We start from the raw sequence: 19,559 nt of genomic DNA, 5'->3' as shown, positions 1-19,559 counted from the left end.
ACAAAAGAAGGGGAGGACAGCCTTAGCCCCTTCTTTTTTTGTGCTATACTATGGACTGAAACCGAACGAAAGGCGGCCGATTATGAGTGCTTTAGACAAAATGTGGGTATCATTTGCAGGGATTGCTTTTTTACTGCTCGCTATGGGTTTGATTTATGTTAGCCGATATAAATTGACGAATGGCATATTGAAATTTATTTTCGCCCTAGTTGCGTATATCCTGCTGGTTCTTGGATTTATTATTACGGCGTTCACAGTATTCAGCGGACCGACTGGCGGCGCTTGAGGTGAAACCAATGAAAAAACTAATGATGGCTTTTGTATTTTTGGCTTGTTTAGCTGTATTGTCCGGCTGTATGTATCCGGAAAGTGAACGGGCAAAAAACGAAACGCCTTACGAAGAAAGTTTGATTTCTGTCCAAAATGCGGTCAATCAATACCGTGGGGCGACAAACGGCTTATTGCCGATCAAAACGCGGGATATGGAAGTGGATCAATTTATCAAATACCCGATTGATTTTGCGAAAATCGTGCCAGCTCACATGGCGGAAGTTCCAGACAACGCGTTTGAAACCGGCGGGATTTTTCAGTATGTCTTGATGGACGTTGAAGAAAATCCGACGGTTAAACTGGTAGACCTGCGTATTGCTGAAGCTATTCGTTCCGTCAATATCCGAAAAAGCGCGAACGGCGGACAAGTGCCAATTGCCGAGACTCTTGCTGACAACGTTTACAAATTTAACTACAAGGCAATGGGAATCAATGAAGAACCGGTTGTCGTGAGTCCTTACAGTGGTACAAACCTTCCGATGGTCATTACAGGAAGCGGCGAGATCTACATCGATTATTCCATTGATCTTTATTCAGCCATCCAAAAATACGAAGGAGAGCTGAAAGAAGGAGACGATATTCGTTTTTTGCTGTACGAAGACAGTCCGATTGTACCTGCATACTCACTTCCGTATACAATCAACAAAGATCGCGAACCAATTTTCAAGACCGAGTAACTGCGCGGTTTTTTGAGGTTCTTAGTGAAAATACGCGACATTTGGTATAATTTGTAATATTTTAGTGTTTTTATCGACTATGCTTGGTATTAGTGGTTGCTATGCAATTTTCGTTATGATACTCTTTTTACAGGATTGATGGATTGCATCCCCTTTGAGAGGAGGTGAATGGCATGAACAAGACAGAATTAGTGAACTCTGTTGCTGAAGCAGCTGAACTTTCTCGTAAAGACGCTGCAAAAGCAGTTGACGCTGCATTTGAGGCGATTCAAAACGCTCTAACTCAAGGTGACAAAGTACAATTGATCGGATTTGGTAACTTTGAAGTACGCGAACGTGCAGCCCGTAAAGGACGCAACCCGCAAACTGGTGCTGAAATCGAGATCGCTGCAAGCAAAATTCCTGCATTTAAACCAGGTAAAGCACTTAAAGATGCAGTGAAATAATCTTCAGTGACGTACATAGAATGGCCTTTGCGAGACTGAGTCCCGCAAAGGCCATTCTTTTGTTAAGCGTTCATTTTTGCGAATCCTCAACCCGTATGCTACGATTCATGTGAGAAAAGCGGAAGCGCCTGAATAGAATTAACAGATAACTTCACGAAATAAAAACGATTTGTCTTTAACAGGGGGAAACAGAGTGACTGACATAGAGTTGCAGAAAGTTGATTTGGAAAAAATAGAAAAAGCCGTCTCCATGATCTTAGAAGCAGTTGGGGAAGATACAGATCGCGAAGGCTTGTTGGAAACCCCGAAACGCGTCGCAAAAATGTACGCGGAAGTATTTTCCGGTTTAAAGGAAGATCCGAAAGAATTTTTTAAAACGGTTTTCCATGAAGGCCACGAAGAACTGGTGCTTGTGAAAGACATTCCGTTTTACTCAATGTGTGAACATCATCTTGTTCCGTTTTTTGGAAAAGCGCATGTCGCATATATCCCGCGTGATGGAGTTGTCACCGGCTTAAGCAAATTGGCGCGCGCAGTTGAAACCGTCGCAAAACGTCCGCAGCTTCAGGAAAGAATAACGTCCACCATAGCGGACTCTTTGGTTGATACTCTCAATCCGCACGGCGTTTATGTCATGGTAGAGGCTGAGCACATGTGCATGACAATGCGCGGTATTAAGAAACCAGGTGCGAAAACCGTGACTGCGGTTTCACGCGGAATATTTGAACAAGACGCTGTCAAACGTTCAGAAATCATTTCTTATATTAAAATGAATTAAACTTATAAAAGCGGGTGAAAAAATGGCACAGACAGAATACATCATTATCCGTGCGGAAGAAGACGGAGTGAACGTTATCGGGTTAACGCGCGGAAACGACACGAAATTCCATCATACAGAAAAGCTGGATAAAGGCGAAGTGATGATCGCCCAGTTTACTGAGCATACGTCGGCAATGAAAATACGAGGCAAAGCGGAAATCCATTCTGCTCATGGAGTAGTGGAAAGCGAAGCGAAAAAATAGGCTGAATTGAATGAAGGCGACGCACAGCCTGTGATATACTGAAGTGGTATGTCGAAATCATGAATGGAGCAAGCAGTATGAATTTACAACAAATACATTCAAAAATAACTTCCATGGAAATCGACGTCTTGAAAGCGGTTCAGCAGCGGACACTCGAACAATATACAGCAGGCCCATCTGTCGAACAGGCGCGTTTGTTTTTTTTGTTATTGCCTTTTTTCGATGGAAAACAATGGTCTGGCAAAATCGAAGCGTCTGCAAAAACAGTTTCCATTGTTTATGCTGCTTTGCATGCCCATGATCAGGTCAAAGAAGATGCACCTGTCACGAAAAAACAGCAGTTGACTGTATTGGCAGGCGATTTTTATAGCGGTATTTATTATCAGATGTTGACCAACTCAAAAAACATTCCATTAATCCAAAAATTAGCTACTGCTATTGTCCATGTGAGTGAAAAAAAGGCGACATTTTATGAAACTTCTGTCCACACACTCAAAAGCATTGATGATGCGGTTGAAGTCATCGAAAGTGAATTGCTGACGACTTTTTATGATTTTTACGGCTTTGATGAATACACACCTTTAGCCAAAATGGCTTTAAATTATCTCCGCTATGCACAAGAATTAGAATGCCTGCAGCGAGACGGCCAAACCCATGTGCTGCGTTTGTTGAAACAATCGCTTCAGAACCCACTACATACAGAAGAATGGCTTTTGGATAAGTTGGACGACTTGCACATCCAAATGGAGAAATGTGTAAATGGCTATTCATTTGACTATGAATTGAAACACTTTATGCTTCATCAAATAACCCCGCCCCAGCATAAAGCTGAGCAGCTAACCCGAGAAGGATGACTGATATGCCAAAAACAAAAGAACAACGTGTCCATGAAGTTTTTGAAAATATATCCGAAAACTATGACCAGATGAATTCGGTCATCAGCTTTCAGCAGCACAATAAGTGGCGGCGCGATACGATGGATAAAATGCAAGTGCCGCGTGGCGCTGCTGCAATTGATGTTTGCTGCGGCACGGCCGATTGGACGATTGCCTTAGCAGAAGCAACAGGCGAGTCCGGTAAAGTCGTAGGGCTGGATTTCAGCCAAAACATGTTGAATGTCGGAATTGAAAAAACCAAGCATTTGCCGCAAGTAAAATTGATTCAAGGCAATGCTATGTCGCTGCCTTTCCCGGACAATTCGTTTGATTTTGCCACAATCGGTTTTGGCCTGCGCAACGTTCCGGATTATTACCAAGTGCTATCCGAAATGCACCGCGTGTTAAAACCAGGCGGCATGATTGCGTGCTTGGAAACATCCCAACCTGAAAATTTACTGTTTAAACCGTTTTTCAGAGTTTATTTCCGCTTCATCATGCCTGTTTTCGGCAAGCTGTTTGCTAAAAGCTATAAAGAATATTCTTGGCTTCAAGAATCGGCTAAAACATTTCCCGGAATGAAGCAATTAGCAAAAATGTTTACTCAAGTCGGTTTTGAAAAAGTGAAATACAAACCGTATACAGGGGGAGCCGCTGCGCTCCATTTAGGAATTAAAAAAGTAAAATAGCGGGAGAAGGTTTTTTAGTGGAAAAGATGAAGTTGAAATTGCTCTATTCCGACCTTAAACCGGAGTTAGAAATGATCGAGAAAGAATTAGAACAAGCAGTGGATTCCAATTCTCACCTATTAAACGATGCTTCTCTTCATTTGCTTCAGGCCGGAGGGAAACGTATCCGGCCTGTTTTTGTTTTATTGGCAGGAAAATTTGGAAACTACAATATTGATGTGATGAAGCAAGTGGCGGTGCCGCTTGAGTTGATTCATATGGCTTCTCTAGTGCATGACGATGTCATTGACGATTCCGAAATGAGAAGGGGCCAGCCGACGGTTAAAGCGCAGTGGAACAATAGCGTAGCCATGTACACAGGTGATTTTATATTAGCGCGTGCATTGGAATATATCACCGAAGTGGACATTCCTAATGTTCATGACATTTTGTCCAAAACGATGATCGAAGTATGCAGAGGCGAAATCATTCAGATTGAAGACAAATACAAGCTGGACCAAAATATGCGCGATTACTTGCGCCGCATCAAGCGAAAAACGGCACTGTTGATTTCTTCCAGCTGTGAACTTGGCGCATTGGTATCGGGGACGGACGAGAAAACGGCAGCCCATTTGCGGCGGTTTGGCTATTTTATTGGCATGTCGTTCCAGATCATCGACGATATTTTGGACTTTACGTCCACAGATGAAGAGTTGGGCAAACCAGCAGGCAGCGATTTTATTCAAGGGAATATCACGCTTCCGGTTCTTTTTGCCCGAGAAGACAAGGCGATTTACACGCAGTTGAAAAGCAGCTTGTACAAAGACTTGACGGATGACGAGCGGCTGCAGATTGTCCAATTGATTCGCGACAGCCCAGCGATTGGGAAATCCAAAGCAATCAGCGAGCGCTATCTGCAAAAGGCGCTTGAAGAGTTGGCGCATTTGCCAAAAAGTTCAGCGAATAAAACCATGCGCAAAATCGCATTTTTCATCGGCAAAAGAAAGTTTTAGCCGACAGTTGACAAATAGAGCCACAATGTTAGTATTTTTTAGGGTGGGCAAAATGCCCGAGCTTTTATAAAGAGGAGTGTTCATAATGGAAAAAACTTTCTTAATGGTGAAACCAGACGGCGTACAACGCAACGTAATCGGTGAAATCGTAGCGCGTTTTGAGAAAAAAGGCTACCACTTGGTTGGCGCTAAATTAATGCAAATTCCAACTGAATTGGCTGAAGAGCATTACGGCGAGCACAAAGAGCGTCCATTCTTCGGTGAATTGGTTGAATTCATCACTTCAGGACCTGTATTTGCAATGGTATGGGAAGGCGAAAACGTTATTTTGACTGCACGTCAAATGATGGGCGCTACAAACCCTAAAGATGCAGCTCCAGGAACAATCCGCGGCGACTTCGCAGTCACTGTCGGCAAAAACATGATCCACGGTTCGGATTCAGCTGAAAGCGCTGAACGCGAAATCGGCTTGTTCTTCAAAGAAGAAGAATTGGTATCATACGAAAAAACAATTAACAACTGGGTAAACTAATTACCGTTCAAAAGGCAGCCTCTGGGCTGCCTTTTTTATTTTGCTTTTCTGCGGACAGTATTTGGAATGGGTTGGACAGTAAATGCATCGGTTTGGACAGTATTTTGGTGGAAATGGACAGTATTTGCCTCTATTTGGACAGTATATCCATTTAACTGGAAATTAAAAGCCCATTAAGCTTCTCTATAAGCAATAGTTGAATTTAAAAAACAAAACTGTCCAAGAGATTTTTTGGACAGTTTTGTATAATCTATTTTTTCATATAGAATTGAAGAAATAATATATGTTATAGTGGTACATAAATACTTTAGTGCGTTGAAGGGAGAAAGTGTGCATGCGTTATTTGACAGCAGGAGAATCACATGGGCCGCAATTGACCGCCATTATTGAGGGGTTGCCGGCACAAATGCCGCTAACGGCAGAAATGATCAACAAAGAATTGAAAAGGCGCCAAGGGGGCCACGGCCGCGGGCGCAGAATGCAAATTGAAAAAGATACAGTAGAAATCGTCTCTGGAGTCAGACATGGCAAAACACTTGGCTCACCGGTAGCGTTAGTGGTGAAGAACGATGACTGGAAGCATTGGACAAATATTATGGGCATAGAGCCGATAGAGGAAACCGATGAAGTCAAACGCCAAATTTCCCGTCCGCGCCCCGGACATGCAGATTTGAATGGCGGCATTAAATACGGCCACCGTGACCTTCGCAATGTGCTCGAGCGGTCTTCGGCGCGCGAAACGACGGTACGCGTTGCAGTAGGCGCTGTCGCGAAACAGCTATTGGCGCAATTGGGCGTGAAAATCGTATCCCATGTTACGGAAATCGGCGGCATCCGAGTCAATCCTGAAAGCTACACTGGAAAAACAGCCGACGAAATCCGTGAGATTGTAGAAGTGGATGCCGTGTATTGTGCGGATCCATCCGTAACCCAGCAAATGACTGATTTGATTGACGAGACCAAAAAGAACGGCGATTCAATCGGCGGTACGGTGGAAGTGATCGTGGAAGGGATGCCTGCAGGAATTGGCAGCTACGTCCATTACGACCGTAAGCTTGATGCGAAAATCGCGGGAGCGGTAATGAGCATCAATGCGTTTAAAGGGGTCGAGTTCGGAATTGGCTTTGAGATGGCAAGAAAACCCGGCAGCGCCGTGCACGATGAAATTTTGTGGGATGAGGCAAATGGCTATACCCGCAGAACGAATAATTTAGGCGGTTTTGAAGGCGGGATGACGACAGGCATGCCAATCGTCGTGAGAGGCGTTATGAAGCCGATACCGACGCTTTACAAGCCGCTGCAAAGCGTTGACATTGAAACGAAAGAAGCGTTTCAGGCAAGCATTGAGCGCTCGGACAGCTGTGCCGTTCCGGCAGCATCGGTTGTGGCGGAACACGTCGTAGCATGGGAAGCCGCCAATGCGCTGATGGAACAGTTTGATGCCGACCAATTGCCGCGTTTAAAAGAAAACATGCAAAACTACTTAGACTATTCAAAGGGGTATTGATCCATGAAGCAACTTCGAGTTGAAGCCGACCATCCGTATAATGTTTATATTGGGCAGCAAGTGTTCAGCTTGTTCAAGGCGGCCTTTCGGGAAATGCTCGAGGCTGCGGACCGGATTGTCGTCATAGCGGACAGCCAGGTTGCCCAATTGCATTTGGATTATTTAACTTCTTATTTGACCGAATATAATGTCAGCACGTTGACTATACCCTCAGGAGAACAGGCGAAGTCGATCGAAACCTTCATGGACTGCCACAGTTTCTTGCTCGCTGAAGGCTGTTCCCGGAAATCGCTGATTCTGGCATTTGGTGGAGGCGCGACGGGCGATGTTGCCGGTTTTGTCGCTTCAACCTTCATGAGAGGTGTTCCGTATATCCAACTTCCGACGACGATACTGGCCCACGACAGTGCGGTAGGCGGCAAAACAGCCATTAACCACGCATTGGGGAAAAACATGATTGGTACGTTTTATCAGCCGCAGGCAGTGTTGTTTGATATCGATTTGCTGCGTACGCTTCCGGTGAAAGAAATTCGGTCTGGCATGGCAGAAGTGGTCAAGCATGCGTTTATTTCAAATGAAGGCTGGCTTAAGGAATTGCTGCAGATTGCGGATTTTAGCCAGTTGTCGGACGCCGAGTTGAGCAGCCATTTAGAAAAAGGAATTGCGGTCAAAGCGGCGATTGTGGAAGAAGACGAATTTGAAAGCGGCGTGAGAAAATACTTGAATTTTGGCCACACATTGGCGCATGCATTAGAAGCGCATTTGGGCTATGGAAAAATTACCCACGGCGAAGCGGTAGCGCTAGGCATGGCATATGCTTTGTGGATGTCTAGACATTCGTTAGTGGATGATTACTTGAGTTGGTGCCGAACAAACGGCTACCCGCTCAATTTATTAGCAGAAGTTTCATTCCAAGATGTGCTGCCGATTATGAAAAAAGACAAAAAGTCCGCAAAAGGTGTGCTCAGCTTTGTTTTATTGGAAAAAACAGGAGCCCCGTCTGTGGAAACGATTGACGAAGCAAGAGCGGAAGCCGCCTACAAGGAACTTTGCCAAAAAATAGGAGGAATTCGATGATTCGAGGAGTACGAGGCGCGACTACAGTGATGAAGGACCAGCCAGAGGAAATTTTGCTAGAAACAAAAAAGCTCGTGTTGGAAATGGTAAAAGCGAATAAAATCGATCCGGAACTTGTGGCATCTGTCATTATTTCAACGACTCCCGATATTTCCTCTGCCTTTCCGGCAAAAGCTGTGCGGACATTGGAAAATTGGACATATGTCCCCGTCATGTGCACGCATGAAATGAATGTTCCAGGGAGTTTGCCGTTATGCATCCGCATCATGATGCATGTCGAAACCGCGCTGCCACAAAAAGAAGTTCAGCATATTTTTATGAACGAAGCTATGAAATTGCGTCCGGATCTCGTCAATAACAGCCAGGTGAGCCTCTCATGAAGGCCCATGTGTTGGTAGTTGGCCTCGGATTGATCGGCGGATCGCTTGCAAAATCTCTTCAAAGGCACAACGAGGTGCATATAGCCGGCTATGACGCCGATCCATTAACTTCGAGAAAAGCCTTCAAAATGGGGGTTATACATAGTGCGCCGCCAACATTAGAAGTTGCAGTGCGCGACGCAGATATTATTATTTTTGCGACTCCGGTTGGCGCGACATTAAAACTGATGGAGCAAAGCAAGTTCTGGGATCTGAAAAAAGAAGTAATTTTGACGGATACCGGCAGCACCAAAACACAGATTATGGCTGCGGCAAACAAGTTAAACCGGCCTTTTATTGGCGGGCATCCGATGGCCGGTTCCCATAAAAGCGGAGTTGAAGCAGCAAAAGACATGTTGTTCGAAAACGCCTTTTATATTTTGACGCCATCTCCTCAAGCCGATGGAGGCCACATTGAAAAACTGAAAACGCTATTAGCTGTAACAAAAGCCAAAGTGGAAGTGCTGCCTGCAGAAAACCACGATCATTTAACAGCAATCGTTAGCCATTTTCCCCATTTGATAGCGGCTTCTCTCGTCCATCAATTGGACAAAGAAGAAAAAGAAAATCCGTTTGCCCGCCAGCTTGCCGCTGGCGGGTTTCGGGATACGACGCGGATCGCCTCTTCGAATCCAGAAATGTGGCGCGATATCACCATTCAAAACAGCGGTATGATCGTCCGTCAGCTGGATCAGTGGCTTGAAGAAATGGAACGGCTCAAACAACTGCTCGAAACGAATGAACCCGAATTGATCGAACAGTATTTTTCGCGCGCCAAACAAGTGAGAGACGATTTGCCGATTGCTGTAAGCGGCGCGATGTATTCGGTCTACGATTTACACATTGATGTTCCGGACGTTCCGGGGATTATTTCCGAAGTAACCGGATTTCTCGCGAAAGAAAACATCAGCATTGTCAATTTGCGGATTTTGGAAACGCGTGAAGATGTGTTCGGCATATTGGTCATCAGTTTTCAAACAGCCGAAGACCGGGAACGGGCTAAAAAATGCATGGATCAGCGAACTGCTTATGATTCGTATATTTCCTGAAAGGAAGATTGAAATGGCATTAACGTTAACTTATTTAGATCCTTCGTTGAAAGGAAGCGTACAAGTACCTGGGGATAAATCCATTTCCCATCGTTCAATCATGTTCGGTTCAATGGCCACAGGAACCACAACGGTGGAAGGGTTTCTATTAGGAGATGATTGCCTCAGCACTATTCATTGTTTTCGAAAACTGGGTGTCAACATTGAATTGGCAGGAGACAAGGTGACTATAGAAAGCGGCGGAGAAGATGCGTGGCAAGAACCTTCAGAAATACTGGATACCGGAAATTCCGGAACAACGACCCGGCTGATGCTCGGGCTGCTGGCGGGAACCGGCTTCCATTCGGTCCTAGCAGGAGACCAGTCAATTGCCAAACGGCCGATGAAACGCATTATCGATCCGCTTCGTTTGATGGGAGCAGATATCCGCGGCCGCCGAGACGGGCAGTATACACCGTTAGCCGTTCAAGGCACTGGCCTTTCCGCAATTGATTACACGCTGCCTGTTGCCAGTGCACAAGTCAAATCCGCCATTTTGCTGGCGGCATTAAAAGCCGATGGAAGAACGGTTGTCAGAGAACCGATTGCCAGCCGGGACCATACCGAAATTATGCTGGAGCATTTTGGAGCGGCCCTCACCCGTGAAAAAGGGAAAATCGAGCTTGAAGGCGGCCAGAAATTGACGGCGGCGCATGTCAAAGTGCCGGGCGACATTTCTTCTGCGGCTTTTCTCATTGGTGCGGCGTTAATTACAAAAGGCAGCGAAGTCCGCTTAACAAATGTCGGCATTAATCCGACCCGGACCGGCATCTTGGATGTCATTCAGCAAATGGGCGCCGATTTTGAAGTTGAAGAACTGGCGACAGACGGGGAACGTTCTGCGGATCTAACCATTCGATCTTCCGAATTGTCGGCTGTTGAAATATCAGGAACTCTCATTCCTCGCCTGATTGATGAACTGCCGCTGATTGCGCTCATTGCCACTCAGGCAAAAGGCACGACTGTTATCAAAGATGCGGAAGAACTTCGGGTAAAAGAAACCGATCGCATTGCAGCGGTGGTCGAAGAACTGTCAAAAATCGGCGCGTCTATCGAAGCGACTGCTGATGGCATGATTATCCATGGCCCAACGCCTTTACACGGTGCACAAATGGCTTCTTACGGCGACCACCGTCTTGGCATGATGGCAGCTGTAGCGGCGCTTGCCGCTTCAGGAACCATTGAAATTGACGATCCGGATTGCATTTCGGTGTCTTATCCGAACTTTATCGATCACATGAATCAATTAATCCTATAATTACAAATTGCCAGCTCTTTTCAGCGGTGCTCGAAACTCTCCGGAAGGGGAGTTTTTATTATGCTTACAAGAGGCTTTCGTGTAGGATATGTATAGGAAAATGAAAAAGAATAGGTGATTGCATGGCAAACATAGAAGATATTCAAAAAGCGGTCGAACAAGGCAATATGGAATCCGTCCATACTTTGTTGGACCAATATTTATTAAGCGGAGATCCGGATGAACAATATGAGTTATCGGAATGGCTGGCAGAAATCGGTTTTATCGAAGAATCGATAAAAGTATTGGAGCATTTGCAATTTATTTTTCCGGATGAAGGGCAGTTATCAATCGACCGGGCCAATCGGCTGATCGAAGTGGACCGGGAAGATGAAGCGTTGAACGCGTTGATGGAAATTTCAAAAGACGACGAAATGTATCCACAGGCGCTTGTGACTCTAGCTGATTTGTTCCAGCTGCAAGGGCTTTTGGAAGCGGCTGAAAACCGCTTAAACGAAGCAATTGAGCTGTTGCCGGACGAACCGTTATTGATGCAGGCAAAAGCGGAACTCTTGCTGGATTCGGGCCGGTATTTAGAATCTGCGAAAATTTACCAGGACTTGAAAGATCAACGCATCGAACTAGAAGGTGTCAACTTGTCGGAACGTCTGGCGGAAGTGTACAGTGCCGGGGCGGCTTATGAAGAAGCGCTGCCTCATTACAACGAAGCGCTTAAAGATGTAAAGCAGCCGGATGTCGTGTTCGGAGCGGCATTCGCAGCGTTCCAAACACGACAATACGAAATGGCGGTTCGTTGGCTCGATGAATTGATCGAAATAGACCCGGATTATTTTTCCGCTTATTTTTTACGCGCCCAAAGCTTGAATATGTCAGAAGACTATAAAGGGGCCTACGCGGCGATCCAAGAAGGCATCGCGCGAAACGAATTTGATAAAGAGCTGTATTTGTTTGCTGGGAAATTGGCGCTGAAACTCGGTGACCAAGAAGCTGGCGTTGACTATTTGCGCCAAGCCATTGCCCTGGATCCGGAATATATGGAGGCAATCTACACCCTTGTATCGTTTTTCCATGCAGAAGAAAAAGATGAAGATGTATTGGAGCTGGCTGAGACGGTTGTTGCCAATGAAGACGACTGGACAGGCCTTTATCCGATGATTGCAGAGTCGTATGAGCGGACCGAGCAATTCAGCAAAGCGGCCGCATATTTTGATAAAGCTTACCCGGCGTTCAGCGACGATTCGGCGTTCCTGGAAAAATATGCGCGCTTTTTGCTGGAAGAAGGAAATCGAGAACGCGCCATCGAACTTATAAAAGAATTACAGCACTTAGAGCCGGAAAATCCCGACTGGGTTGATTGGCTGCAGTCTGTTGAATGAAGGGAGGAACACACATGACCGCTTCGGTTTCAGTGGGGGAGAAAAAACAATTTGTCCGTTGGTTATTGCAATCGCATAAAATGAAAAGACGTGAATGCATTTGGATTTTAAATTATATGCTAAGCAACGAAGAGTTGCTTGAAAAAACGCATTTTGTGGAAGAAGCACATTATTGCCCTCGTGCGATGGTCATGTCCTCAACTGAATCGGCAGACATTCCGTTTCGTTTTTACAAAGGCAATTTGATGACGGCTGATGCCGAAAAATCGTTTCATGATTTGCGGCTCAATCCGGAAGACGATTTGTATGTGCAGTTGAACTTTCCAAATCGGCCCCCTTCCGCGCTTTATTTAGGTGTGTTGGAAGAAAATCCGTATATGCCAAAAAATGCCGGAATCAGCGACCAAGACCGCCTGCTAGCAGAGAAAATGTTAGAGGAAAGCATGTCGGTGTTCCAAGAGGAAGCCATTTTACTGCAAATTGATGAAGCGCTTGATGCCAATGACCGTGAAGAATTTTTCCGGCTCTCGGCATTGCTTCAATCAATTCAATCCCTAAAGAAAACGGAGAGTGACTAAAGCTTATGTATTTTACTGCGAAAGACATGGATCAATATTTGGGTCAAAAAGAATACGTGGATACGGCAATTGTGCCATTGGTTGAAATTGATTTAAGTGCAGAAGGCGCCAAGCGAACGGCAGGGGCGTCCGAGTATTTGCAGACCTTAACTGCTTTATTAGAAAAACAATTTAAAGGGCGGATTCTTTTGCTTCCGCCTGTTTCTTATGCCAAAAAAGCCGATCGGGAACGATTGGCGGCAGAGCTTGCGGCAGAATTGCAAGGCGCTGATTTTAAGCATGTATTTTATTTGACGGCTGACGCCGCTTGGCGAAATATTGAAAGCTTGGAAAATGTCTTGTGGCTGCCCGCAATACCAATCGAACACATGGACCAGAAATTTAAAAATACAGTGATGGAAGACCAGTTGCGCCAAGTGCTGCCGCTGTTTACAAAAGAGTGGACAAAGCTTTCATGAAATGTTCACAATCTCGCATAATAGATTGATTGCAATATTGACCTGCACTTTCTATTGATATATCATTAGGTTGTCCTAGTAATTATATTTGAATGAGTATGTCCATTGGACTGACCTTGAATGTTAGAGGGGGGAAAAGGATGAGTAACAATCGTGTATCAAGACGTCAATTTTTAGGCTATACGTTAACAGGCGTTGGCGGTTTCATGGCAGCAGGAATGCTAATGCCGATGATTCGTTTTGCGGTAGACCCAGTTCTCCAAGAGAATGCAGCTGGGGATTTCGTATTGACTGACCAAGCAGTAGCTGATTTAACAGAAGAGCCAGTACGTGTCGACTTCGCATATGAGCAAGTAGATGCATGGTATACCTCTGAAGTAACAAGCTCTGCATGGGTGTATAAAGAAGGCGACAAAATTATCGCGCTTTCGCCAGTCTGCAAGCATTTGGGTTGCACAGTCAACTGGAACGCTAGCCCAGATCACCCGGAACAATTTTTCTGCCCGTGTCACGCGGGTCGTTATGAAAAAAATGGTAAAAACATTCCGGGAACACCACCGCTTGGACCGCTTGATGAATTTACAGTAGAAGACCGCGATGGTTTTCTTGCTATCGGCGCAGTAAAAGCAAACAGTTTAATTTAATAGTTAGGGGGTACGACACCAGTGCTAAACAAGTTATATGATTGGGTAGATGAGCGTTTAGACATTACGCCGATTTGGCGTGATATTGCTGACCATGAAGTACCGGAACACGTAAACCCCGCACACCACTTCTCAGCATTCGTTTACTGCTTCGGAGGACTAACATTCTTCATCACAGTAATCCAGATCTTATCCGGTATGTTCTTAACAATGTATTATGTGCCAGATATTGAAAATGCTTGGCAGTCGGTTTATTATCTTCAAAATGAAGTTGCTTTTGGAGAAATCGTGCGCGGGATGCATCACTGGGGATCTTCTCTAGTAGTTGTAATGATTTTCCTACACACATTGCGTGTGTTCTTTACAGGTGCTTACAAAAAACCTCGTGAGTTGAACTGGATCGTCGGCGTTTTGCTTTTCGCTGTAATCCTAGGGCTCAGCTTCACAGGCTACTTGCTTCCATGGGATATGAAAGCTTTATTCGCAACTAAAGTAGGTATTGAGATTGCCGCATCGGTTCCAGTAATCGGTGGAATGATCAAAGTCCTTCTTGCTGGGGATGCAACAATCCTTGGTGCACAAACATTAACACGCTTCTTCGCGATTCATGTATTCTTCTTGCCTGCCGCATTACTTGGGTTGATGGGCGCGCATTTTATCATGATCAGAAGACAAGGTATTTCAGGGCCGCTATAAGCTAGACGGAACTGAGCATTTATAAAGGAGGGGACACTATGCATCGCGGAAAAGGGATGAAATTTGTAGGGGATTCTCGTGTGCCTGGTTTACAACACCGTAAGCCGAATATCCCTAAAGATTATTCCGAATACCCTGGTAAAACAGAAGCTTTCTGGCCCAACTTCCTTTTGAAAGAATGGATGATTGGTGCTGTCTTCTTGATTGGTTACTTGCTTCTGACTGTTGCGCATCCTTCGCCGCTTGAAGGCCAAGCCGATCCAACAGATACGGGCTATATTCCTTTGCCAGACTGGTATTTCTTATTCTTATACCAACTACTTAAATATCAATTCGCATCTGGTCCGTTTAACATTGTTGGAGCTATGATTATTCCAGGCATTGCTTTTGGAGCATTAGCTTTGGCGCCATTCTTGGATCCAGGTCCAGAACGCCGCATTTCAAAACGCCCATTGCCAGTGGCATTTGGACTTTTGGCTGTAGCCGCTATTTGTTTTTTGACTTGGGAATCTGTAGTGAACCATGACTGGGAAGCTGCTGAAGCTCAAGGACAAATCGTTGAGGAAGTGGAAATTGATACGAGCGATCCAGGATATGAAATTTATTCAGGTTCTGCATGTATCAACTGCCACGGAGAAAACCTAGAAGGCGCAGTTGGACCGGCTCTTACTCAAACTGAGCACACAGCAGAAGAAATCGCTGAAATCGCTCAGAATGGTATCGAAGAAGACGGACAACAAAAAATGCCGCCATCATGGGAAGGTTCAGACGAAGATCTAAAAACTTTAGCTGAATTCATCGATGGATTATCTGAATAATAAACGTAACTAGAGAGTCGGGAAACCGGCTCTTTTTTACTACTCTGAAAGGAAGAAACCAATGCTTTCTTTTATGCGCAGTCTTTCAATGTGGCTGATGTATCGGCCTTTTCTTATTCTTTTATTTATCGTCAATTTGCTTGGAACGATTTACGGCTATATCTGGTACGGCTGGCAGTTGGAAATTACGGAGCCGAAATTTTTAATTTTTGTTCCGGACAGCCCGACCGCCAGTTTGTTTTTCACGGTGGTGCTTGGCTTATGGATTTTCGGCAAGCGCAGTTCTTTGTTTGAAGCTTTGGCATTTATTACGCTCATCAAATACGGATTATGGGCTGTGGTCATGAACTTGCTGACGCTATGGCAAGTCGGGTCGATTGGCGCGTTGGGGTGGATGCTGGTCATCTCCCATTTTGCTATGGCCATGCAAGCGGTTTTGTATATTGAACATTACCGCTTTGGATGGTGGGCAGTAGCAATCACGTCGGTATGGACGCTGCATAACGATGTCATCGATTACGTATTCGGCCAAATGCCCATTTACAGCAGCTTGAATGCCTACAGCAGCCAAATCGGCTATTTCACTTTTTGGCTGTCGATTTTCTGCATTGCGTTTGCGTGTTTTGTGGTAAATGCCAATAAGCGGCACAGCGTTTCAGTTGACCAAAGTTGACTATAGCCGGTAAAATAAGAGTAAGAAATAGCTAGAAAGAGGTGTGGAAATACGATATGGGATTTCTTCTTTACTTTGTTCTGCTGCTAATTATTCCGTTATGGGCTCAATTTAAATTAAAAAGAACGTATAGCAAATATTCAAAAGTTCGCTCGACTTCTGGCAAAACCGGTGCACAAGTGGCTCGGATCATTTTGGACCAAAACGGCTTGCATGACGTGCAAGTTGTCGAAAGCCGCGGCATGTTAAGTGATCATTACAACCCGCTAACTAAAATCGTTGCCTTAAGTTCACACAACTTCCACGAAGCTTCTATTGCAGGAACAGCTGTAGCTGCACACGAAGTGGGCCATGCGATTCAAGACGCTGAAGCGTATTCGTTTCTTCGATTGCGCCATCGCCTAGTGCCGGTTGTCAACTTGTCGTCAAACGCTTCTTGGATTTTCATCATGATTGGCTTGTTCTCAGCTTGGAGCGGTGCCTTGTTAGTCGGAATCGTATTGTTGGCTGCGGGTGTCTTGTTCCAACTCATTACGCTGCCAGTCGAGTTTAACGCTTCTAGCCGCGCAATGGATCAGTTGCTGTCGCATAACATTATCCGCAATGAAGAAGAGCGCCATGCGAAAAAAGTGTTAAGCGCTGCCGCTATGACTTATGTTGCCGCAACAGCAGTAGCTGTGCTGGAACTTGCTCGTTTAGTTTTGATCTACACCAACATGAACCGTTCATAAGTAAAACCGGTCCGAATTATCGGACCGGTTTTTTTTGCATTAGGATATTGATCTGAGAGTGCGTATTTCACAAGGAACAACTTGCACAAACTTTCCAACAAGCTTCCAAACTTCTGGAAATGAAAAACAGCCAATCATCCGATTGGCTGTTTTTGGTCATCAAGCGTGAAACCTTCGCCCATGACGTCGTGGACTTCCATGAGCGTAACAAAAGCATGGGGGTCCACGGTATTGATAATGCTTTTCAAACGGACAATTTCGTTTTTCGCTACGACGCAATACAAAACTTCACGTTCTTCTTTTGTAAAATGGCCATAGCCTCGTAGAATCGTAATGCCGCGGTCCATTTCACTCGAAATGCGGCTGGCAATTTCTTCTTGGTGATTGGAAATGATCATCGCACCACGTCCTGAATAAGCGCCTTCTTGCACAAAATCGATTACGCGGGCGCCCACAAAAACCGCAACCAGTGTATACATCATTGTCCGGTTGTCCAAAAATGTTAAGCGGGACAGAACAATGACGCAGGCATCAAACAAGAACATCGTTTTGCCCATGCTCCAGCCTGAATATTTTTGAACGAGGCGCGCTATTATGTCTACGCCGCCCGTAGTACCGCCATACCGGAAAATGATGCCGAGTCCAAGTCCGACGAATACGCCGGCAAAAAGAGTGGCCAAAAACAAATCTTGGTGCAAATTGATTTGAATTTCATATGCCAAGAAAATTTTTAAAAAGACCGAAACCGATACAGTTCCAATGATTGTATAATAGAAAACTTTTTTCCCTAATAATTTCCAACCAATAAAAAACAAAGGTATATTTAATAATAAGTTCATTAAAGCAGGATCCCATTTAAATAAGAAAAACAAAATTAAAGTGATGCCTGCAAAGCCGCCTTCTCCCAATTCGTTTTGGATATTGAAATGAACAAATCCAAAGCTAAAGATGGCTGCTCCTAATACGATGAAAATGATATTTTTAATTTGTAGCCCTTTAAACAAGCCGAACGCCTCCCATGCAAAACTTCAACTTCTGTATTATCTTCTATAATAATGATTTTGACAACATCATTCCTTTTCTTTACGATAAAATCAGGAGTGTGATGAAATGACGGGGCATAAGACAATGAACGAACTACAGCAAGAAGTAGATAATTATATTGGGCAATTCAAAGAAGGCTATTTTGAACCGATGGAATTGTTAGGCCGCTTGACTGAAGAGCTGGGGGAATTGGCGCGAGAAGTGCTGCATAATTACGGGCCGAAGAAAAAGAAAGAAACAGAGGCCGAAAACAGCATCGAAGACGAAATGGGCGATATGCTGTTTGTCTTGATTTGCATGGCTAATTCGTTGAACATTGATTTGGAAACAGCCCATGATCGGGTGATGCATAAATTTAATACGCGTGATAAAGACCGCTGGACCAGAAAGGATGAGGAATAATGGCAATTCGAGTCGCTATTGCTGGTGCACGAGGAAGAATGGGGCAAGAAGCTGTACATACCGTAATGAAAAATTCCGAAATGCAGCTTGTTTCTGTTTTGGACTATAAGGAAATTGGCGATACGCTCGAAGCGACCAACCTTTTTCCGCCATCTTATACAGCACCGGTTTTCACCAATTTAAAAGATCTTCATGCCAAAACCAAACCGGATGTTCTGGTGGATTTAACTTCTCCGGAATCGGTTTATCAGCATACAAAACAGGCGCTTGAACTCGGCATCCGTCCAGTCGTCGGAACGACCGGGTTTTCAGATGAAGAATTAAGCGAATTAACGCGTTTTGCGAAAGAAAAGAAAATCGGCTGCATTATTGCGCCGAACTTTGCCGTTGGGGCAGTATTAATGATGAAGTTCGCGGAACAGGCGGCAAAGTATTTGCCAGATGTGGAAATCATTGAAATGCATCACGACCAAAAACTGGATGCGCCAAGCGGCACCGCTATGAAGACGGCGCATTTAATTTCACAGCAGCGCCCGGTTCATGAACAAGGGCATCCGCGAGAAAAAGAAACGATCAAAGGCGCAAGAGGCGCTGATTACGATGGCATGCGCATCCACAGTGTGCGGCTGCCGGGGTTGGTGGCCCATCAGCAAGTGCTGCTTGGAGGCGAGGGGCAACTCTTAACCATACGACACGACTCCTTTAACCGGGGATCTTTTATGTCTGGAGTAGTTTTATCAATAAAAACCGTCATGACTTTGGAAGAACTCGTGTACGGACTTGAACATATTATTGGATAAGGGAGAAGATGAAATGAAAATCGCATTGATTGCCCATGACCGTAAAAAAGATGATTTGGTCCAGTTTGTGGTTGCATTTAAACCGATTTTGACCGGACATGCGCTTTTCGCGACCGGCACAACCGGAAAACGTGTGATTGATGAAGCTGGCCTGCCTGTAACGCTTTTCCGTTCCGGTCCGCTTGGAGGCGATCAGCAAATTGGCTCGATGATCGCACAAGACCAGATGGACATGGTTATTTTTTTCCGCGATCCATTGACGGCCCAGCCGCATGAACCCGATGTTACGGCTTTGATTCGGCTTTGCGACGTCTACAACATACCGCTCGCAACAAACATGGGAACAGCTGAAGTGCTGTTAAAAGGATTGGAAGAAGGATTTGTCGATTGGCGTTTGATTCGTGAACGAAGAGAATAGGAGGGGCAG

26 protein-coding genes are annotated in these 19,559 nt (G+C 45.0%); 25 read left to right on the top strand and 1 reads right to left on the bottom strand.

Annotated features, from left to right (window positions below; translation table 11 throughout):
• The first annotated feature begins 82 nt into the window (after positions 1-82).
• The 22 genes from ACRRQV_RS04230 to ACRRQV_RS04125 all read left to right on the top strand — a co-directional run bounded on the left by ACRRQV_RS04230 (position 83) and on the right by ACRRQV_RS04125 (position 16,886).
• Positions 83-286 carry a DUF2768 domain-containing protein gene (locus ACRRQV_RS04230; protein WP_432528005.1) on the top strand — a complete coding sequence of 68 codons (204 nt, stop codon included), beginning with the start codon at positions 83-85 and terminating at the stop codon, positions 284-286.
• A gap of 10 nt (positions 287-296) precedes the next feature.
• A complete protein-coding gene (locus ACRRQV_RS04225; RefSeq protein ID WP_432528181.1) occupies positions 297-1,007 on the top strand; it encodes a hypothetical protein in 711 nt (236 codons plus the stop codon).
• Positions 1,008-1,180: 173 nt separating this feature from the next.
• Positions 1,181-1,453, top strand: a complete 273-nt coding sequence (locus ACRRQV_RS04220; protein WP_146499444.1) for an HU family DNA-binding protein — start codon at positions 1,181-1,183, stop codon at positions 1,451-1,453.
• Positions 1,454-1,661: 208 nt separating this feature from the next.
• A complete protein-coding gene (folE, locus tag ACRRQV_RS04215) occupies positions 1,662-2,231 on the top strand; it encodes a GTP cyclohydrolase I FolE (protein WP_432528179.1) in 570 nt (189 codons plus the stop codon).
• A gap of 22 nt (positions 2,232-2,253) precedes the next feature.
• On the top strand, positions 2,254-2,475 hold the full coding sequence (gene mtrB, locus ACRRQV_RS04210; RefSeq protein ID WP_432528003.1) for a trp RNA-binding attenuation protein MtrB: 222 nt from the start codon (positions 2,254-2,256) through the stop codon (positions 2,473-2,475).
• Between the two features lie 77 nt (positions 2,476-2,552).
• Positions 2,553-3,329, top strand: coding sequence for a heptaprenyl diphosphate synthase component 1 (locus ACRRQV_RS04205; RefSeq protein WP_432528001.1), 777 nt, complete (start codon positions 2,553-2,555; stop codon positions 3,327-3,329).
• 5 nt (positions 3,330-3,334) lie between these two features.
• Positions 3,335-4,039 (top strand): demethylmenaquinone methyltransferase, encoded by a 705-nt coding sequence (locus tag ACRRQV_RS04200; RefSeq protein WP_432527999.1) that lies wholly within the window; start codon positions 3,335-3,337, stop codon positions 4,037-4,039.
• Between the two features lie 17 nt (positions 4,040-4,056).
• Positions 4,057-5,031 (top strand): heptaprenyl diphosphate synthase component II, encoded by a 975-nt coding sequence (gene hepT, locus ACRRQV_RS04195; protein WP_432527997.1) that lies wholly within the window; start codon positions 4,057-4,059, stop codon positions 5,029-5,031.
• 85 nt (positions 5,032-5,116) lie between these two features.
• The gene (gene ndk, locus ACRRQV_RS04190) at positions 5,117-5,563 is read left to right on the top strand and encodes a nucleoside-diphosphate kinase (protein WP_432527995.1); all 447 of its coding nucleotides are present in this window, start codon (positions 5,117-5,119) and stop codon (positions 5,561-5,563) included.
• Between the two features lie 334 nt (positions 5,564-5,897).
• Positions 5,898-7,070: a chorismate synthase gene (gene aroC / locus ACRRQV_RS04185; protein ID WP_432527993.1), complete on the top strand. Its 1,173-nt coding sequence runs from the start codon at positions 5,898-5,900 to the stop codon at positions 7,068-7,070.
• A gap of 3 nt (positions 7,071-7,073) precedes the next feature.
• Positions 7,074-8,147: a 3-dehydroquinate synthase gene (gene aroB, locus ACRRQV_RS04180; RefSeq protein ID WP_432527991.1), complete on the top strand. Its 1,074-nt coding sequence runs from the start codon at positions 7,074-7,076 to the stop codon at positions 8,145-8,147.
• Entirely contained in the window at positions 8,144-8,527 is a 384-nt protein-coding gene (gene aroH / locus ACRRQV_RS04175; protein WP_432527989.1) for a chorismate mutase, read from the top strand. The genes aroB and aroH overlap by 4 nt, the downstream gene beginning before the upstream one ends.
• Positions 8,524-9,615, top strand: coding sequence for a prephenate dehydrogenase (locus ACRRQV_RS04170; protein WP_432527987.1), 1,092 nt, complete (start codon positions 8,524-8,526; stop codon positions 9,613-9,615). The genes aroH and ACRRQV_RS04170 overlap by 4 nt, the downstream gene beginning before the upstream one ends.
• A 13-nt stretch (positions 9,616-9,628) precedes the next feature.
• Positions 9,629-10,912: a 3-phosphoshikimate 1-carboxyvinyltransferase gene (gene aroA, locus ACRRQV_RS04165; RefSeq protein ID WP_432527985.1), complete on the top strand. Its 1,284-nt coding sequence runs from the start codon at positions 9,629-9,631 to the stop codon at positions 10,910-10,912.
• Positions 10,913-11,034: 122 nt separating this feature from the next.
• A complete protein-coding gene (locus tag ACRRQV_RS04160) occupies positions 11,035-12,288 on the top strand; it encodes a tetratricopeptide repeat protein (RefSeq protein WP_432527983.1) in 1,254 nt (417 codons plus the stop codon).
• Between the two features lie 14 nt (positions 12,289-12,302).
• Complete coding sequence (locus tag ACRRQV_RS04155) at positions 12,303-12,866, top strand: ReoY family proteolytic degradation factor (protein WP_432527981.1); 564 nt, start codon at positions 12,303-12,305, stop codon at positions 12,864-12,866.
• 5 nt (positions 12,867-12,871) lie between these two features.
• Positions 12,872-13,324, top strand: coding sequence for a YpiF family protein (locus ACRRQV_RS04150; RefSeq protein ID WP_432527979.1), 453 nt, complete (start codon positions 12,872-12,874; stop codon positions 13,322-13,324).
• Positions 13,325-13,464: 140 nt separating this feature from the next.
• A complete protein-coding gene (locus ACRRQV_RS04145) occupies positions 13,465-13,968 on the top strand; it encodes a ubiquinol-cytochrome c reductase iron-sulfur subunit (protein WP_432527977.1) in 504 nt (167 codons plus the stop codon).
• A 21-nt stretch (positions 13,969-13,989) separates the two neighbouring features.
• A complete protein-coding gene (gene qcrB / locus ACRRQV_RS04140) occupies positions 13,990-14,664 on the top strand; it encodes a menaquinol-cytochrome c reductase cytochrome b subunit (protein ID WP_432527975.1) in 675 nt (224 codons plus the stop codon).
• Between the two features lie 38 nt (positions 14,665-14,702).
• Positions 14,703-15,482 (top strand): c-type cytochrome, encoded by a 780-nt coding sequence (locus ACRRQV_RS04135; RefSeq protein ID WP_432527973.1) that lies wholly within the window; start codon positions 14,703-14,705, stop codon positions 15,480-15,482.
• 61 nt (positions 15,483-15,543) lie between these two features.
• Entirely contained in the window at positions 15,544-16,155 is a 612-nt protein-coding gene (locus ACRRQV_RS04130; protein WP_432527971.1) for a DUF1405 domain-containing protein, read from the top strand.
• A gap of 56 nt (positions 16,156-16,211) precedes the next feature.
• A complete protein-coding gene (locus ACRRQV_RS04125; RefSeq protein WP_432528177.1) occupies positions 16,212-16,886 on the top strand; it encodes a zinc metallopeptidase in 675 nt (224 codons plus the stop codon).
• Between the two features lie 134 nt (positions 16,887-17,020).
• Here the strand turns inward: ACRRQV_RS04125 and ACRRQV_RS04120 are convergent, their stop codons facing one another.
• Complete coding sequence (locus ACRRQV_RS04120) at positions 17,021-17,890, bottom strand: YitT family protein (RefSeq protein ID WP_432527969.1); 870 nt, start codon at positions 17,888-17,890, stop codon at positions 17,021-17,023.
• A gap of 106 nt (positions 17,891-17,996) precedes the next feature.
• Here ACRRQV_RS04120 and ACRRQV_RS04115 point away from each other — a divergent pair, with 106 nt between their 5' ends.
• Genes ACRRQV_RS04115 through mgsA form a run of 3 tightly spaced genes read left to right on the top strand, consistent with a single transcriptional unit; the run spans position 17,997 to position 19,550 of the window.
• The gene (locus tag ACRRQV_RS04115) at positions 17,997-18,332 is read left to right on the top strand and encodes a nucleotide pyrophosphohydrolase (protein WP_432527967.1); all 336 of its coding nucleotides are present in this window, start codon (positions 17,997-17,999) and stop codon (positions 18,330-18,332) included.
• Entirely contained in the window at positions 18,332-19,132 is an 801-nt protein-coding gene (dapB, locus tag ACRRQV_RS04110; protein ID WP_432527965.1) for a 4-hydroxy-tetrahydrodipicolinate reductase, read from the top strand. Before ACRRQV_RS04115 ends, dapB begins: the two co-directional genes overlap by 1 nt.
• Before the next feature lie 13 nt (positions 19,133-19,145).
• Entirely contained in the window at positions 19,146-19,550 is a 405-nt protein-coding gene (gene mgsA / locus ACRRQV_RS04105; RefSeq protein ID WP_432527963.1) for a methylglyoxal synthase, read from the top strand.
• Positions 19,551-19,559: the final 9 nt, after the last annotated feature.

Origin of the sequence: Planococcus sp. YIM B11945 (assembly GCF_050864155.1) — a bacterium.
Classification (GTDB): Bacteria; Bacillota; Bacilli; order Bacillales_A; family Planococcaceae; genus Planococcus.
Note: the sequence above shows the minus strand (reverse complement) of the source record. Positions and strands in the feature narration are given on the sequence as shown.